The 18,326-nt window shown below is 34.9% G+C and carries 13 protein-coding genes; all 13 read right to left on the bottom strand.

Annotated features, from left to right (window positions below; genetic code table 11):
• The 13 genes from ACZLXV_RS03325 to ACZLXV_RS03265 all read right to left on the bottom strand — a co-directional run bounded on the left by ACZLXV_RS03325 (position 1) and on the right by ACZLXV_RS03265 (position 18,043).
• Entirely contained in the window at positions 1-2,055 is a 2,055-nt protein-coding gene (locus ACZLXV_RS03325; protein WP_482382480.1) for a site-specific DNA-methyltransferase, read from the bottom strand.
• Positions 2,056-2,067: 12 nt separating this feature from the next.
• Positions 2,068-2,541: a hypothetical protein gene (locus ACZLXV_RS03320; protein WP_482382479.1), complete on the bottom strand. Its 474-nt coding sequence runs from the start codon at positions 2,539-2,541 to the stop codon at positions 2,068-2,070.
• The gene (locus ACZLXV_RS03315; protein WP_482382478.1) at positions 2,541-3,194 is read right to left on the bottom strand and encodes a DUF4391 domain-containing protein; all 654 of its coding nucleotides are present in this window, start codon (positions 3,192-3,194) and stop codon (positions 2,541-2,543) included. The genes ACZLXV_RS03320 and ACZLXV_RS03315 overlap by 1 nt, the downstream gene beginning before the upstream one ends.
• A gap of 15 nt (positions 3,195-3,209) precedes the next feature.
• Positions 3,210-6,446: a helicase-related protein gene (locus ACZLXV_RS03310; protein WP_482382477.1), complete on the bottom strand. Its 3,237-nt coding sequence runs from the start codon at positions 6,444-6,446 to the stop codon at positions 3,210-3,212.
• 31 nt (positions 6,447-6,477) lie between these two features.
• A complete protein-coding gene (locus ACZLXV_RS03305; RefSeq protein WP_482382476.1) occupies positions 6,478-6,696 on the bottom strand; it encodes a helix-turn-helix domain-containing protein in 219 nt (72 codons plus the stop codon).
• 254 nt (positions 6,697-6,950) lie between these two features.
• Positions 6,951-7,442: a hypothetical protein gene (locus ACZLXV_RS03300; RefSeq protein WP_482382475.1), complete on the bottom strand. Its 492-nt coding sequence runs from the start codon at positions 7,440-7,442 to the stop codon at positions 6,951-6,953.
• A 114-nt stretch (positions 7,443-7,556) separates the two neighbouring features.
• Complete coding sequence (locus ACZLXV_RS03295) at positions 7,557-8,855, bottom strand: 6-phosphofructokinase (RefSeq protein WP_482382534.1); 1,299 nt, start codon at positions 8,853-8,855, stop codon at positions 7,557-7,559.
• Positions 8,856-9,166: 311 nt separating this feature from the next.
• The gene (locus ACZLXV_RS03290; RefSeq protein ID WP_482382474.1) at positions 9,167-11,425 is read right to left on the bottom strand and encodes an ABC transporter permease; all 2,259 of its coding nucleotides are present in this window, start codon (positions 11,423-11,425) and stop codon (positions 9,167-9,169) included.
• Positions 11,426-11,436: 11 nt separating this feature from the next.
• Positions 11,437-12,135, bottom strand: a complete 699-nt coding sequence (locus tag ACZLXV_RS03285) for an ABC transporter ATP-binding protein (RefSeq protein ID WP_482382473.1) — start codon at positions 12,133-12,135, stop codon at positions 11,437-11,439.
• Between the two features lie 188 nt (positions 12,136-12,323).
• Positions 12,324-12,908, bottom strand: coding sequence for a VanZ family protein (locus ACZLXV_RS03280; protein WP_482382472.1), 585 nt, complete (start codon positions 12,906-12,908; stop codon positions 12,324-12,326).
• A 121-nt stretch (positions 12,909-13,029) separates the two neighbouring features.
• Entirely contained in the window at positions 13,030-14,730 is a 1,701-nt protein-coding gene (locus tag ACZLXV_RS03275) for an AAA family ATPase (RefSeq protein WP_482382471.1), read from the bottom strand.
• Positions 14,731-14,770: 40 nt separating this feature from the next.
• Positions 14,771-16,471, bottom strand: coding sequence for an AAA family ATPase (locus ACZLXV_RS03270; protein ID WP_482382470.1), 1,701 nt, complete (start codon positions 16,469-16,471; stop codon positions 14,771-14,773).
• A gap of 174 nt (positions 16,472-16,645) precedes the next feature.
• Entirely contained in the window at positions 16,646-18,043 is a 1,398-nt protein-coding gene (locus tag ACZLXV_RS03265; RefSeq protein ID WP_482382469.1) for an ATP-binding protein, read from the bottom strand.
• Positions 18,044-18,326 lie beyond the last annotated feature (283 nt).

The following is an 18,326-nucleotide window of genomic DNA, read 5'->3' as shown; positions in this document are numbered from 1 at the left end:
CTAAATCACTTTGATACTTGTGTCAGGAGCGACCAGCTTAAAGATTTCTCCAACATTTATTTTTGACGGACTATTTGCAAAGCTGCTATCACGGAATACTGCTCGGAGCGGCTGCTTCCTTGCGATCTCTTTGATTACACTATCCGGGATATTCTCATCAAAGCAAGCAATCAAATCTCCATCATTGTAATTATGAACTGTGCATCCCTCTATTTGTTCTGAGCTATATGGTAATGATAATGGCAGTCCCCATTCAAGTAAGCATCCAAATAGTAAATCAAGGTCTGTGCGGTCTGATTTTATGTTTGATTCTAACTGAGATAAAAATCCCTGTGAATAGTCTGCCGGACTGAAATATACGTCATTCATGTTGGAATCATCAACCTTTAAAACTCTGAATCCAGTATCAACATTACTGTCATTTATAGACTTTCCAGATTGTATTAACCTCTCTTTACCTATTTCACTTAAAAAATGAGGTCTATTAATACTGTCCAAATAATCAATTAATTCCTGTGTATCTTTTTTACTTGTACCGCTCTGTTTTAATACTTCCTCATCTAAATTTTCCTGCAACTGAACAAGGATAAATTTTCTATTGATTCCACTTTTTTTACTATAATTCATAACTGCTTGCCCCGTTGTTCCAGAGCCACCAAAAAAGTCTAATACTATATCATTTTTATCTGTAAACAGTGTTATAATTCTTTCGAGTAATCTTAAAGGTTTCTTACCATTTCTAAAATTGACAAATCCTTCATTGTCTAATCCTGTTGTTTTAATATCCTGCCAAAAATCGCAAGGATTAACTGTAAGATAATCATCTGCAAACAGTATTTTAATACGCGGTTTTGCAATCTCATAAGAATAATCACCTTTGATAAAATACATTTTCTTTTGAGGTGTAACAATAGAATAAAAAGTACTTGATACTTTTTTCCTCTTTTCATCCGCTAACTGTTTTGCACCACCTGTCATAGATACCGTTTGTATTATTCTCCATGCATTTTGAAAGTTAAAATTTTCATATTCGTTATCAGGAATTTCATATTTCTTATATGCTGTTCCCAAAGAAATGTACTCAACTTTTGAAAGAATTTTATCGCATATTTTTATATCTTCTAATGTTCTATCTTCATTTTCTCTAATTTTCTTTATGATTTCAACCTCATCACGAGATATGTTCTCTAGCAATGTTTTATATTCATTATCCCATTTTTCTTTCGGAATATTTATATTTCCCAACTGACTTCTTTCCCCATTGGTATATACTAAAATATATTCCTTAAGTTTTGGGATTCGCAAATCCGCATGTGCCATTTTCATTCCTGTCGGTTCGGACATTTTGACAACAATAGTTGTCATAAAGTTTGATGCACCAAATACTTCGTCACATATTTTTTTTAAATTATCGTATTCATTATCATCTATCTGAATACATATAACTCCATTGAATGTCAATAAGTTTTTTGCTAACAATAAACGTGAATAAATCATTGAACACCAATCTGAATGAAATCTTGAATTTCCATTATTGTTCTCCTTAAATAATTTATTTCCATCTACATTAAACAAACCTATTCCATTTTCGTACTCCTCTTCGTTCATAGTATAATCATCTGGGTACACAAAATTATCAGACCCCGTATTATAAGGAGGATCTATATATATTAACTTGACTGCCCCCAAATAACTCTCTTGTAATAGTTTTAGTACATCGATATTATCCCCTTCAATGTATAGGTTCTCCGTTTTATCCCAATTTACACTTTCTTCTGGGCATGGACGCAATGTTTTACGAATTGGTTTATTGGCTTCCACAATCGCTGCTTTTTTGCCAACCCATGTAAACTCATATGCTTCATCGCCATCAATCACTTCATCCGAGAGCATCTGTTTTAACATTTCAAAATTTACTGCTTTTTTATAAACTTTATTGTCAGGCGTACTTTTTTCTTCATCCAGCATTTCAGTTATGCAATTAGGAAATAATTCCCCTATTCTCTCAATATTTTGTTCTGTCATATTTACAGATTCCATTTTCATCTTGTCCATATTTATTTTCTCCTATTTCTGTATAATCGGAAGAATAGCGTTATAAGCTATCATTGCCCAATTTGTAAGTTTAATCATTGCATCCGCCGTATCTGCTGTATCGGTTATTTTTTTCATTACTTTCTTCAATTTTGATTCAGCTTCTTCTCCATTCTTTGCTTTTGCAATAGCAAGTATTTCTGCCATAATTTCTATCAATTCATCCTGCTTATCGTTAGATTGGTTAATCAACTCAACAAGCATTGATAAGTTTGCTGTATTCTCATTTATTGATTGAAGCATTTCTAAACTTTTCTCTTGGTACTTTTGTGTTCTTTCGATATGATCAGCTAATGGAATAGGTTCAATATCTGGCAAATCAGGTGTTTTAATATCCTTATATAAATCAATATTAGACATCATTGTTGGCGATATATCGTATTTAGTAAAATTCTGCATCATATTTTTAATTCCTTCACTTATATCAACTTTTTTATATCCTTCCACTAAATTTCCTCCAATTCTCTCTTGAGCTTTTTCAGCTCATTATTCATCTCCATCTGCTTGTTAAGCTGTTTTTCCTTCTTTATCTTTGCCTTTAATGCTTCTATCTGTTTTTGCACTGTCTGTCTTTGTTCCTCTCTCTCAACAGACTCTTTCAGGCTTTCTCCAGTTTTTTCGGTACTGAGCTTGTCTCCTGCAATCTGCCTTACAAAATTCTCATATACAACATCTATGTTTAAGCCTTCCATTTTTAGCGGCAGTTCATCCTCAACGAACCACTCCGTATAATAATATCCATTTACCTTGAATGCTTTACTACCGGATGCGGCTGCTTCCTTGTATCCTATCCGTGCCTGATATTTACCTTCGTATTCCAATAAAAACAGGATATGGTATGGAATTTCTCTGTCAATCTGCCTAAGCAGTCCATCGTCAAGTACAGGACTGTTCAGCCGGATTTCAAACACCTCCAGCTCTGTTACTTCACTTCCTGCGGCAAGGTTTGTTGTTGATGCAGCGATTTTATTTTTCCAATAAATAATCTTCACTTGCTCAACAAAAACTTTTTTCAGTGCCGGTGATATATCCATATTTTCGTAGAATTTCTGTTTCGGAATCCTTTTATTAAATTCCGTTGTCTTAGGTAACCCAAGCATATTACACCTTCTTTCCTACTTCACGACAAGGAAACAAATCAGTTCAAAATCATTAAGTCCTGATATTTCTGACATAAGGGCAGATGTTCCACCTGCCGAAAACAGACTGTCTATATCACTTTCTTCCTTACAATCAATAATAGAATTGATTGCTTCACTCAAAAGCTCGGACATCTCACTCATATTACGTCCATCATCAGTCTCCTCGTTAAATTGCCTGCATAAATCCTTTATCGGTGCATCTTTACCTCTGCATAGCAGCCGAATATCATCAAGCATATTCTTAGGATTTAGATAATCACAGATAATCTCTCCATCTATCCCTATGTACACCATGTAAAACGGATGTATCCGGTTCTGGTTGTCAATATTCACACTATTGTTGATATTCTTTAATACAAAAATAACCCCCTCCGGAAGTTCCTCTGTTGCAGGTACCACCGCATGTAATCCTTTTGGTTTCGTGTCCATGTCCCCATGCGTTTTCACATATTCCAATAAGTCAAGCCGAAATTCATTCAGCCCCAAATCCATAATTGAAATGCCAGACGACATATCCTCTATATCAACAACTTCTTCCTGCAAGCGTTTGAGTTGCTGTTTTCGATATTCCAAATCTCCTTTTTCTTCCGGATTGATAAGATCATCGTCTCCTGTGGATGTCATTACGGAGATTTTCATTCTAGTCTCTACACGCCCTTTAAGATTGATGTATTCGTCGAGATCCATGTCAGGCCAGAAATTCACGAGCTGTATGCTCTCATTCTTGCTGCCAATACGATCTACTCGACCAAATCTCTGAATGATACGAACAGGATTCCAATGTATATCATAATTGACAAGATAATCACAATCCTGTAGGTTCTGACCTTCCGAAATACAATCCGTTGCAATCAATATATCTATCTCTGTCGTTTTTCCCGGCATAAGAACATCTCTGCCTTTGGATATTGGAGAAAAGCAGGTCAGTACATTATTTAAGGTTGCGTGAAACCCTTTTATAGTAGTCTTTCCATCAATCGTACCTGTAATAACTGCTGTCTCCAGACCATATTTTTGCTTTATATAGGTGCTGACATGTTCATATAAATATTCTGCTGTATCAGAAAATGCAGAAAATATCAAAACCTTTTTATTTCCCGGATTGATAGGATTTTCGATCTTAGCAGAAATTAGTTTTAATAATTCCTGCAGCTTGTAATCATGCTCCGGTGTAATATCTGCTACCATAAGCGTAAGCAATTCTAAAGTCTCTGCGTCTTTCTGCAATTCACCACGCCATGTTTTATAGTCCATATCCGCAAGGTCTATTTTTACCTTTTTACCAACAGTAAAATAATCCGTATTCGTATCATCCATATCCCATTCAGAATCAGATGCTTCATACATATCTATATCCGAGCTTCCATACTGTTCAAAACGGTCAATGGAAGTCAATGTATTCTCTATCAGCTTCTTTATTCTCTGCAAAGTAAGCTGGAATGAATTGACAGAACTCTCTAATCGCTTCAAAAGGTTAATGCTCATCAGTCGCTTAATACCTTGCTCACGTCCGGTCTGTGTCAGATTTTCTCCTTTGTTATGCGTAAGATCAAGATATTTCTGCATCTTACTAGGGAATATATAGTTTGATGGCGTATATATGCACAAAGACAATAACATCAACTGCTCATATATCTGATTATAATTGATTGCACTATCAAGATCAGTGAGCTTTGGTCGCAAAGAAATAGGTTTATTTCTCTCAGGAAATTTACCTATTTCAGCAGTATTATAATATTTCTCGATATGCTTTCTTGATCTGGCAATCGTCACGCTGTCAAGGAGCTCGAAAAAATCAAAATCCAAGGTACGAAGAAGTGCATCTGTAGTTCTGTCTTCCGGTTCTAACTTGCTCCACGCATTAAATGCTTTCTGTGCCTGCTTAAATATTTCATCAATCGTTTTGTTGGTGTCAAGTTTCTTGTTGATTTTCTCCGAATCTCCTTCATAAGCTATCGCAAGCTGATTTTTCAAATCAACAAATCTGTTATTAACAGGTGTTGCGGATAACATTAACACCTTCGTTTTTACACCTGCACGGATTATTTTATCCATCAATTTCACATAACGGTTTTCCTGTGTGTTTGCGTGGGTTCCGGCACCATTGCGAAAATTGTGGGATTCATCAATTACCACTAAATCATAATTTCCCCAATTCAGCCTGTCCAAATCAAGTCCATTAGAAAATCCATGTGCTCTTGAAAGATCTGTATGGAATAATACATCGTAATTTAATCTGTCCGCTGCAATCGGGTTGTTTACATAGTTGTCCTTATAAGTATTCCAGTTCTCAGCCAGCTTCTTTGGACATAAAACGAGAACACTTTTGTTTCTATTTTCATAATATTTTACAACAGCAAGCGCTGTGAAAGTCTTACCTAGTCCAACACTGTCCGCTAAAATACAGCCATTATAACGCTCCAGCTTATTGATAATTGCAAGTACAGCATCTTTTTGAAAATCATATAACATATTCCAGATTTTGCTCTGTTTGAAGCCTGTGGCTTCATTGGGCAGCTCATCTTCTGATATATCATCCAGAAATTCGCTGAATACATGATACAGTGTCATAAAATATATAAACTCCGGTGAGTTCTCGTTATATGCTGTTGTGATATTCTCTATCACTACATCTGTTACATCCTGTAATTTATCTTTGTCATTCCAAAGTGTTTCAAAGAGTTGGATATAGGATTCTGAAAAAGGTGCATCAAAACGATTTACCATATTGTAGCTGTTATTACCTCTCTCACAGCCAATATCTACTGTTGTAAAACCATTGATAGGCATATATGCCACACGTTCCTCTTTACCGGATACAGTTACAAATCCACCCATATTCTCCCCGGTTGTGTTCGATTTAAACTGCACTTTTCTTCTGATCCAGTCGGCACACTCCTTCGCAATAGCCTTCTGTGTCATTTCATTTCGCAGCTTGATTTCAAATTCTGTTCCATATAAGCTATTTTCTCTGCTCAGTCTTGGAATATAAAATTCTCTTTTCTGCTTTTCAGCCTTCTCTTTTACAAATGTTGGTGATGTGAATATAAAACGACATTCTTCGACTGATTCAAATTGTTTCTTTAATTCTTTGTAGGCATACATAGAAAAACAAGCAGCCGCTACCGATAGTTTACTGCCCTTTGTAATCGTAGATGCCATATCATCTCTGACAATCTCCGTCACATTATCGAAAACTTTTACTTCCATCACAACTCATCTCCCTGGTCTCTGTAACTGCTTACTCGTTATTGTCATCATCCTTTACAAATTCACACATATCACTAATGTCACAGTCAAGATATGTAGCAATCTTTAGCAATACGCTCATAGCAACTTCCTCATTTTTACGCATTTTCGTCATCGTATTCGGAGACATCTCTACAGCTTTTCGCAAATCAGCTTTGCTCATATCTTTGTCTATCAGCAATTTCCATAATTTTTTATAGCTTACTCTCATGCTCCACCTCTGTTCTGCTAGTCAATTATTTCGTCCCATGTGTCAATTTATAACACATTATTACTATCCTAGTGTAGCATAAGCAATATATATATTCAAGACAGTCTCACAACTTCTTGCGAAACAATATCTATATAATTCGATTTTGTTACTTAAAACAAGAAGCCAACCGTCATCGGTCAGCCTCTCAATTTTCTAATCAAAACATAATCAGCGATCATGCGATAAACCACAACAACCAAGCTCCAAAATACCTACCAGTCATCTCCAAGTTCGTCCATGGCATCATCTACGCCATCCGCATAATCTGAATCACTGTTGTATCTGTCATAATCATAATCGCCATCATCGTAAATTGAATCATATCCATCATCATAAGAGTGATATGAACTACTCTTTTTACCTGACGAATTACTCTTATAGGTCGAACTACCAGATGAGTAACTTGAAGAAGAACTTCCTGTTGTTCCGCTTTTTTTATTGCTTGAAGTTCCACTATAAGAGCTTGATGAACTCTTGCCAGATGAATAGGAACTGCTGGAACTCTTTGAAGAACTCTTATACGAAGAACTTCCTGTATAGGGCTTATGTAGATAACAATAACTGCTACCTGCAGCCTGCTTGTTATCACAGCCTGACTTGATACATTTAGGTTCACTTGCTTCACTTAGCGTTCCAATAACATAAAGAATTCCTATCATCACAAGGAATACTACCAAGTATTGACCAAAAGAACCTTTCCTCATATAAATCACACTCCCTCTAATCAACGCTTCATTGCCATCTGCTTTTCATCATATCTCAAGTGTATCAAACATATACGGTATCGTCAAACTGTGGCTTATCATACATCAGCACTTTTATGACATTTTGCCTGGCTGCCACAAATAATCGGGGATACCGTCTTTATAAGAAACTTCTATCTCACCTCTTATAAGTGGTTTTATATAATCTGTGATTTCTTTTGTAACATCATTTTGTTCTTTATTTATCCACTCAACCGGCACTTTCTTTTCTATATTTGCGATACATCCAAGCTCTATATATTCTATATCATATCTATATGGCTTCTCTGATACCCTCTTTAAAACAGGAATAAAGCCTGAATTGCCTGCAACCGCATACTTTACCGCTGAAACACCAAGTTCAAAAGCTTCCCTGATGTCTGTAGCCGATGCCACATGTGCTGCACAACGCTGCATAATATTTATTTCAACGCTCCTGCATTTAATACCAATTTTGTCTTTCACCAGAATTTCAAGTGCTTTTGCTGCTCCTCCCAATTGATTGTGTCCAAACACATCTGATGTTCCCGCACTTATATAATTTCCTTCTCTGTCATGTATTCCCTCTGAAACAGCAACCATCACACAATTAGATTTTTTGAGTTCCTTTTTCACATCTTCCATAAATCTTTCTTTGTCAAAATCAACCTCAGGAAGATATACAAGCTGTGGCATTTCATTAAATTCATTTCTTGCAAGAGCTGCTGCCGCCGTAAGCCAGCCCGCATTTCTTCCCATAAGTTCAACAATCGTCACACACGGTATATCATAAATTTTTACATCATGTGCCATTTCTGCCATAGACGCAGCAATATATTTAGCCGCTGAGCCGTATCCCGGAGTATGATCCGTAACAGGAAGGTCATTGTCAATAGACTTTGGAACACCTGCAAACCGTATATCCGAATCTATACTCCTTCCATACGTTGACAGCTTGTTGACAGTATCCATTGAATCATTTCCTCCAATATAGAAAAACATACCAATGTCATTTTTATCCAGTATAGAAAAAATCTTTTCGTAGACTTCTGCCCCCTCTTCAACAGACGGAAGCTTATAACGGCATGAGCCCAAATACATTGACGGAGTAATGGCAAGTCTGTCAATCATTGATTTCGGACTCCATGTATCAAAAGTCCCATCCGGCTGCGAAATTTTGATTTCTGAAACACTTTCTTTTCCGTTTTTTACATCTTCCCGAAACTCTGAAAGATTAATAAAGTTCTCATCCAATACACCCTTAATGCCGTTTGCCGCCCCAAAAACTTCATAATCTCCTGATTGTGCAACTCCGGCAATAACTCCGGCAAGAGAAGCATTTATAGCAACCGTAGGTCCACCTGACTGTGCAACTAAAACTTTTTTTCTCATAATATTATCTGTTCCCTTCTAAATTTTCTTACATATTATTATCCTAATGTATTATACATTACTCATCTCATTTAGTAAATCTAATTTTGAAAGTAACAAATATCTGTTTTTTCACGTAATTTTCCCAAAGTAAATTACATACTTACTATTTACAAATATTTCCTAAATGACAGACTATTAAAGTGTACTTAAAACATATTTTTTCAGAGGTAATATACAAATGAAATTTAAAACAAGAAACTTCACAATATGTCTCTATATGCACTGGAACAATTGATTCATTATAAATATTTTTAACGCTGTATGTTTAAAATTTACTCCACATTTTTAAGTGCATCGCTCTTTGGTATTTTCCTTATTTTTGCCATTTGAATAACGCAAACCACAAGATAACTGAGCACTCCCATAATAAACATCTTCACATAACAACTGTTTGATATGATATACGGAACATATCCCGTCATCTGAGTATACAGATACGATGTAAACATTTCATGCAGGAAAATGTTTACTATTGGGATTGCTAAGAGAAGCGAGATAACTACAACCACAAATGTAGTTATAATATAAAGTCCACCTATCTCCATATCCGAATATCCGAGAATTTTCGTAAGCGCTATCGAATTGCTGTTTTTTTCGATAATCTGCTTTGACAAAAGGTACATCAGAAGAATAAACATTATAACTCCGAAATATTTAACCATATCCATGAAACTGCCCATTGACACTTTCATCTGTGTTGATACTTTTCTCAAATCTTTTACCGTTATAATACTCGCTATATAATCGTCATCTATATCTGTTAATTTTTTATTGCTGAAATATCCGCTGTAATAATCATCATCCTTGTCAAAAGTCTTAATAAACATATCCCTGTTCATAAATACTGATATTACCGCATCATATGTATATGAACCTGCAACTTCAAATTTATATGTTTTGTTGCTGTACGGGTCTTTTAATTCGATTTTATCACCGTTCTTTACTCCAAATTTGTCCATATATCCATTTGATACATAAACTTTGCCATCAGGGATATTAGCATCAATATATGTACTGTCATCTGATATTCCATATATTGTTATCTCATCTTCCATATATTTTCCCGGAAGAGTTTTAAGACTCTCCACACAATATTTTTCAGCTCCGGATTCTTTTGTTTCAACCGGTGCTTTCAAAATATACTGGTAATCTGCTATCGTACTCTTTCCCACCAGTTCTGAATAATCATCAATAAGCGGTCCAAACATAAGACTGAATATAACAATCATTGCGGCAAACAGTATGCCAACAAATAATGTTATATAATTTGAAACATTTTGAAATACCACTCTCAATCTGAATCTGTGCATAAACGGTATTTTTGTATTTAACCTTATAGCTTTCTTTCTTGTTTTCTTTGAAAGTTCCCTGCGCAAAAACTGGAGCGGTGAAATCTTTAATTTAGATGACAAAACCGCATAATTTATGATAAACATAAGTATAATCGGAATAACCGTCGTATCCACAAATGCTTCTGCATTCCATAATGTATTGTAAGTCGGCAGACTGTAACTGTTATAATACATTGACGCCATAAATTTCACCATAACCGTATACCCGATAATATTTCCGATAACAGCCGATATAAATGTCACGAGTATCGGATTTATCATATAATGTCTTACTATCTCGCCCCTTGTGTATCCCGATGCTCTTAAAGTACCTATCACTCCCGCTTCTTTGACTATTGTATTGGACGTTGTTATTGCAAAAACAAATGCAAGTATCGCTATAACAATATAATCAAACAAGATAAACATTGCTTTATCGCCACCCATATCATCACCGGTAAAGTTAATCGCTTTATTGGAATAACGTGGTAAATAAGATGTAACAACAGCCTGCTTGCTCAGATTTTCAAGAAAATCATCTGACATATCCTTTTGCTTTTTGTCACTTTCAGGCTCTTTATCATACTTCACTGCATAACAATAACTTAATTTACTCTTTTTAAGTTTGCTAAGACCGCTGTCAGTCATTGAAGCAACACCAAAATTCACCGAGTCAAACATCATATCGGCATTATCTTCAAACACACAGCTGTAATCAGGCATTGCAATGAAACCTGTTATTTTATATATTTTTTTATCAATTGTTATATTGTCTCCAACTTTATAGTTGTTATTTTTTGCAAATACTCTGTCAATCGCAATCTCATCATCCTGTTTTGCAAGCTTTCCTGACATTACACATAACTTATTTACATTTTTTCTTTCACCATATATTCTTATAGTCGCATTCTTTTTTGATTCATTTAATTCGTAATATCTCTGGTCATATATCTTAACCTTATTTTCTTTTTCAAGTTTATCTATCGTTTCATCAGACAACTTGTCAGCCGTAACAAAATTTATATATTCCACATTATACTTGTCAAATCCCTTTTTATACGCGTCATATACACTGTTATCGGCTACAAGAAATCCTGATACAAGACTTATAAGCATAGTCATAAATAAAAAGATAACAATATACTTCCCAATATCTCCCTTTAATTCTCTAGGAAGTCTTTTTGTAAGTGGATTTTTCATTTTCTCACCTCCTACCATTCAAGTTCTTTCGCTGAAATTTTATTTTCATTTTTATAATTTTTTCTTATCTCTCCATCTCTCAGCGTAATAACTCTGTCAGCCATATTTTTTATAGCATCATTGTGAGTAACAATAATTATTGTATTTCCGTATTTTTCATTGATACTTTCTATCAATTTAAGAATTTCCTTTGAAGTATTATAATCAAGCGCACCTGTCGGCTCATCGCACAAAAGAAGGTCAGGATTTTTTATAATCGCTCTTCCTATCGAAGTTCTCTGCTGCTGTCCTCCGGAAAGCTGATTCGGAAGCTTATGTCTGTGCTCATAAAGTCCAAGACCTTTAAGTATTTCGTCTGTATCCATCGGATTGTCACTCAGATACGCACCCGTTTCAACATTCTCCTTTATATTGAGATTTGGTATAAGATTATACATCTGAAAAACATAACCAAGATGCTTTCTTCTGTAGCTTGTAAGCTGCTTTTCATTCATATCCTCAATTTTGTCACCATTTATGGCTATGTACCCGGCATCTGCCTCGTCTATACCGCCAATAATATTAAGAAGCGTAGATTTGCCGGAACCCGAAGGCCCAAGTAAAACACATATCTCCCCCTTTTCAATTTCAATGTTAATTCCCTTTAAAACCTCAACTCTGCTTTCTCCCTCTCCGTAATGTTTTCTAATATCTTTAATTTCAAGAAACATAGCGTCACTCCTCCCGATGTTTTTACATCTTAAATCATTTTTTCTTTTTATCTCATGTGAATACTTGTTCATATGAATATATGTATCACATTTCCCCAAAAAAGTCAATACAAAACAGCAAAAAAGTTAGCACATACTAACTCATATTCTTAGTATATGCTAACTTCAATTAGTTATCAATATCTTATTCATATAAAATTCTCGTTTTTATATAATCTGCGATGACAAACCATAAAAACAATATATCCGATTACAGTTCCCAATATATTTGTTACTACATCGTCAAGCTGACAATACCCGCATCCCGTCCTATACTGTATACATTCAATACATACACTGCATATCGCACCTGCAAATATTGTCAATGCCGATACTTTTTTAGGCAGACATGACGGAAATAAAATTCCAAACGGAATAAATAAAATCACATTCTCTATAACATACGCATGTTCCTGATTCGTTGTTCCCCACGTAGAAAAAAGCCGCATATCCACGCCAATTCTTGAACCTGGTTCTCTCGAAAAATAAACTATATTACATAACACAAAAAAATAAATGATAAACAATGTACTTCCAACAAAACGCCATGTGAATATATACTTTGACCAAAAAGTCTCAGATTGTTTTTTCGTCACCTGTTTATGATATATAAAACAACTTATAATACCAAATAAAATTGCATAAACAACCCCCGCTTTAATTCCATTATTTAAATAAATCAATACATCATGTATATCATTTAAAATATAATTGTATAACGAATCATATAGCAACTTACCTTTCCTCCCATCAAATTTTTCTTTAAATATATCGCCTTTCGGACAAAAAGCACCAATCATCTTAGACTGATGCTTTTAAAATATACTATACATTTTAACTTATACGCTAAAATCATTAACCAATCAAAACTTCCCTGCCTCTAAAGGCAAATCCATAGTGTCTGATATTTTCCTTTTTTACACCTCTTTTAATAAGTTCAATATCATATTTTTTTTCTTCAATCTGTTTTAGTGCAGCCTGCACTGTCTCCTCAAGTGAATCTTCCTTATGTTTATTTATTACCTTAAATTCAATTATAATCGCAGGATATTCTACATTATTTTTGTCCACAGGTTCAAGCATTATATCATATCTCCCATAACCACTCTCTCGGTTTGAATTAATAATATAATGTTCTGTCTGATCTACCATAAGCCCTAATACAAAACCATGGAAAAAATTTTCTGGTGCTTTTTTCTCTGACATATGCTTTCCTGTATCAAACGAACTAAATGTTTTTAATGCCACATCATTAATATAATTATTCATTGCTTCTACGTCACCATTTATAAGTGCTTTTACAAACTCATTTGTTTCCATCTTTGCAGGACTAAACCACCTGAGTATCATATTTTCAAACATAAATTGTATTTCAAGATTTGTAAGTGCAAGGTTATACCGGCGTGCTTTCCTTCTATTTCCCAAAAGCGGTTCGGCTGATATAACTTTAAGATAACCACTAGCAAGCATAAGACTCCATACAGCATCTTCCGAATAATCAAGTTCTGAAAAAGCTACCTGTTCATCTATCGTTGTTTCTATTTTCCCACCCTGCAAAAGAGTTTCCATCATAATCTTTATATATGAACTCCCTTTTTGTACAAGACTGTTTATAAGTCCATTTGAACTTGAATCTGCCCAATAAGTGGCGAACTCTCCCGTTTTTAAGAAATTAATTATCGACCATGGATTATAAATATCTTTTTTATTTCCAAATGAAAAACCATCATACCATCTCTTAACTTCTTCTTTTTTATCAGAAAATCCATGCTCATCAAGTGCTGTAAATACCTCTTCCTCTTTGAATCCAAATGACGTTTCATATCTATTTGACGTTGTTGTAACTACAACAAGATTATTTAAATCAGAAAATATACTCTCCTTTGAAACCCTGGTTATACCTGTCATAATTGCTCTTTCAAGATATGGATTCGTTTTAAATGTCGCATTAAAAAGGCTCCTTGTAAAATTTGCAAGTTCTTCCCAGTAGCCGTTTATATACGCCTCCTGCATCGGTGTATCATATTCATCCAAAAGAATTATCACATTTTTTTTGTAATAACGGCTAAGATAGTTAGACATATTTTTCAATAAATCCTGTGTCATAACATCACTCATATCGTAACTGATATTATTTATATTTTTCTTTTCAATTTCTGTTAAGCCATCCCACTCCTTTAAAAAATCAAATTGCTGACATGTATCACATATTATTCTTTTGATTTTTTCTACAGCATCATTATAATTGTTTTGTTTTATCTCGGCAAAACTCAGAAAAATCACTGGATATGTCCCCTGCAATTTACGATATTTCTCTTCTTTCCAAATATCAAGACCTTCAAATAAACTTCCTCTGTTCCTATATTCATTAGAAAAAAAACACCGAATCATATCCATATTCAATGTTTTTCCAAAACGGCGCGGACGCGTAATAAGTGTCACACTGTCAGCCATCTCCCACCATTCTTTTATAAATAATGTTTTATCTATATAAAAACGATCCTCTGTACGAATTGATTCAAAACTCTGATTACCTATGCTTATTACTTTTGACATACACGCATCTCCCTTGTAATATCAATATTAAATACTTTTATCATTCTCCCCCAATCAAAACTCTTTTTCCCTCAAAAGCAAATCCATAATGTCTGATACGTTCCTTTTTCACCCCTGCCTTTAACAGTTCCGTATCATATTTCTTTTCTTTTATTTGTTTCAGTGCAGCCTGCACTGTCTCTTCTAAAGATTTTTCAATTGAAGAATTTATAACCTTAAATTCAAGTATCAAAGCAGGCAACTTACTATTTTCAATATTTTTGGGTACCATCATTACATCATATCTTCCAAAACCACTTTCCTTATTTGACTTAATTATATAATCATCTCTTTTATCTACCATAAGTCCAAGTACAAAACCATGGTAAAAATTTTCCGGTCGTATTCTTGACTCTTCTCGTCCAGCAACATCAAAACTGCTGAATGTATCAAGTGCAATATCATTCATATAGCTGTTCATTGCATACAAATCTCCTGCAAGCATTGCCTCTATGAAATTTTCATTGGAATCGTTCCCATTGTCAAACCATTCTTCAATCATTGATTCGAACATCATTTGAACTTCTTTGTTAGTAATTTTTAATGTATAAATTTTTTTTCTAAGTTCTCCCTCAAATCTAAGCATTACTACACACAAATATCCACTTGCAAGCAATAAACTCCATATTGCATTTTCTTTCTTATCAAGCTGGTTATAAACAATCTGCTCATCTATTCTCTTCTCTATCACGCCACCTTCAAGGAGTATCTCCATTGTTTTTTTGATTCCTGCCGAGCCTGTTTTTATTAACTTACTTATAAGTCCATTTGAACTTGAGTCAACCCAATATGAACCAATTTCTCTCTTATCCAAATAACTTACTATCGACCAAGGATTATAAATGTCTGGTTTATTTCCAAATGTAAAGCCATCATACCATTCTTTCACTTCGGTTTTTCTATCAGATAAGCCATACTCATCAAGTACTGAAAAAACCTCTTTTTCCGTAAATCCAAAACTTGTCTCATACTTTTGCGACATCGTAGTAACTATGTCAAGATTATTTAAATCAGAAAATATACTCTCTTTTGAGACCCTAGTTATACCAGTCATTATGGCTCTTTCAAGATATGGATTTGTCTTAAAAGTAGAATTAAAAAAACCTCTGGTAAATGTTACTATTTTTTCCCAATATCCGTTTATATACGCTTCCTGCATCGGTGTATCATATTCATCCAAAAGAATTATCACATTTTTTTTATAATAACGACTAAGATAGTTAGACATATTTTTCAATAAATCCTGTGCCATAACATCACTCATATCATAACTTATATTTCTTATATTTTCTCTTTCATTTTCTGTTAACCCGTCCCAATCTTTTAAAAATTCAAATTGCTGGCATATATCGCATATTATTCTTTTCATTTTTTCAACAGCATCATTATAATTGTTCTGTTTTATATCTGCAAAACTCAAAAATATCACCGGATATGTTCCCTGCAATTCACGGTATTTTTCTTCTTTCCATATATCAAACTTTTCAAACAAGTCCCCTCTATTTTTATAATCAATTGAAAAAAAACATTTGACCATATCCATATTTAATGTTTTTCCAAAACGTCTTGGTCTTGTTATAAGAGTTACATCATCCTGATTTTCCCACCACTCTTTTATAAACATAGTTTTATCTATATAAAAACAATTATTTTCAACTATTTTGTCAAATCTTTGTTTTCCAATCCCCACTACTTTCGCCATACACACCCCTCCAAACATCGATTTTAAGCTATAATTACAAATATATTAACACTGACTATAGTTATTTTAAAGAAAAAGAAGTATTTTTGTGATATACTTGACATGGCATAAACCTATTTCATTATCCCAAACGTAATAGGTTTATGCCTTTTTACCGGCTGAAATATTTAATTTTTACTTGTAAAGGTCTTCCAGCGTTATCAGCTGAACCTCACTGCGCTCTTGTGCCTGAAAAAGTCCATCTGTAAATCCGCCTTTTGAGAAGATATAGTAATGATAGTTATTGCCTTTTCCGAAAACAGATGCGTAATCTCGAATCAAATCCAGTTCATCTACGCCAATTTTCTCATTTCTGTACTTGCACGAACCGATGATATAGTCACTACCCGCAACAGGTGTTCCGACGATATCAATCTGTATCTGCTTTCTCTTCTTCGGGTCTGTCCCCCACCACTGGCCGATTTCACTCAGCTCAATAGGAATACTATCCGAATAATAGAGCAGATAATCCTTACACATCTTCTCAAAAATCAGACCCATGTAATCCGTAAGATACTGTTTTACCGCATGTGGGTAGGTCTTTGCAATTCTACCAGAATCAATGGCACTCATATTGACCGGAACAAACCGATACCAAAATCGAAAGAAGTTATCAGCCAGCAGATAGATAGTTTTCTTGCCCGGTTTTTCTGTAATCGGTATTTCTTTCTTAGCAATGCCAAGGTCAATCAGCGTTTTTAGATATTTCGATACGACTGAGTTCTCCTCGCCGACTTTCATCTTGATATCGTTCATTCGGGAAGCACCTTCTGCAATCGCTTTGATAATTGCATTATAAATGGCTGGCTCTCGAAGCTCCTGTTTCAGCAAATTTCCCGGTTCCTCATACAGATAGCTGGAACGGTCAAAGAAATTGTCCAACAGAGCTTCATTCACACTATCCCTCACATCCAACTTGTTGATATAGTGAGGAACACCTCCTGTAATTCCATAAATCAGAGAGTTGTCCTCTGCAGATAGATTCGGATGGAACACAGCTGTTTCCTTATAGTCCAACGGCTCAATCTTAAACTGACCGGTTCGTCTGCCATACAGCGGACTTTCTTTACCAAGCACCTGACTTTCCATAAAGCTCATAGACGAACCACAAAGAATCAGGTACATCTTGGACTCTGTCCATTTGTGGTCGATGATATGCTGCAGCATCGCAGAAATAGCCGGCTTTGCTTTCGCAAGATACGGATACTCATCAATAACAAAGATGAGCCGTTTTTCCTTTGAAAGTGCTGTCAATTCATCCAAAGCTGCATCATAGGATCTGAACTCCGGTGCAGACTCCATATCCGGCCGCTCAAAGCTCATAATCGACTTCGAGAGAGCCTCCAGATTTTCCTTTCCTGTCGTATTCAAAGCAGAGAAGAAAATGGTAGGTTTATCTTTACAGAACTCATTGATCAAAGCTGTTTTTCCAACACGTCGTCTGCCGTAGATAACAATGCACTCAAACTTATCATCCGCATATCGCTTGTTCAGCTTCCGAAGCTCATCCTCACGACAATAGAATTGACTCATCCTCTCACCTCCAACAATTATACTCGTGAGTTAGTAACTCACAAGTTACTTTTTACCAAAATTATAAATCAGATAATTTGCAACGTCAAGCAAAATAAACTGAATCTATATCAGTTGTGTAAAACATCTGCCTTTAACCAACTATACTGTTGCAAGCAGTTCTTTGTGAACTACCCATTGTTTTAAGCCAATGGGCTTCCTGCTTCATCGACCTCGTAACCTACTATCTCCACAGGCGTTAATTTGGGCAGTCCCTGCCCTATATATTTCTTTATGCTATTTG

The sequence above is a fragment of the Butyribacter sp. genome, assembly GCF_056818865.1.
This window is presented reverse-complemented; position numbering and strand designations above follow the sequence as displayed.

What these genes read in the sequence shown, in the direction of transcription:
- ACZLXV_RS03325 (WP_482382480.1), bottom strand. Translation starts at nt 2,055, where the DNA reads ATGGACAAGATGAAAATGGAATCTGTAAATATGACAGAACAAAATATT.
- ACZLXV_RS03315 (WP_482382478.1), bottom strand. Translation starts at nt 3,194, where the DNA reads ATGCTTGGGTTACCTAAGACAACGGAATTTAATAAAAGGATTCCGAAA.
- ACZLXV_RS03310 (WP_482382477.1), bottom strand. Translation starts at nt 6,446, where the DNA reads ATGGAAGTAAAAGTTTTCGATAATGTGACGGAGATTGTCAGAGATGAT.
- ACZLXV_RS03305 (WP_482382476.1), bottom strand. Translation starts at nt 6,696, where the DNA reads ATGAGAGTAAGCTATAAAAAATTATGGAAATTGCTGATAGACAAAGAT.
- ACZLXV_RS03300 (WP_482382475.1), bottom strand. Translation starts at nt 7,442, where the DNA reads ATGAGGAAAGGTTCTTTTGGTCAATACTTGGTAGTATTCCTTGTGATG.
- ACZLXV_RS03290 (WP_482382474.1), bottom strand. Translation starts at nt 11,425, where the DNA reads ATGAAAAATCCACTTACAAAAAGACTTCCTAGAGAATTAAAGGGAGAT.
- ACZLXV_RS03285 (WP_482382473.1), bottom strand. Translation starts at nt 12,135, where the DNA reads ATGTTTCTTGAAATTAAAGATATTAGAAAACATTACGGAGAGGGAGAA.
- ACZLXV_RS03275 (WP_482382471.1), bottom strand. Translation starts at nt 14,730, where the DNA reads ATGTCAAAAGTAATAAGCATAGGTAATCAGAGTTTTGAATCAATTCGT.
- ACZLXV_RS03270 (WP_482382470.1), bottom strand. Translation starts at nt 16,471, where the DNA reads ATGGCGAAAGTAGTGGGGATTGGAAAACAAAGATTTGACAAAATAGTT.
- ACZLXV_RS03265 (WP_482382469.1), bottom strand. Translation starts at nt 18,043, where the DNA reads ATGAGTCAATTCTATTGTCGTGAGGATGAGCTTCGGAAGCTGAACAAG.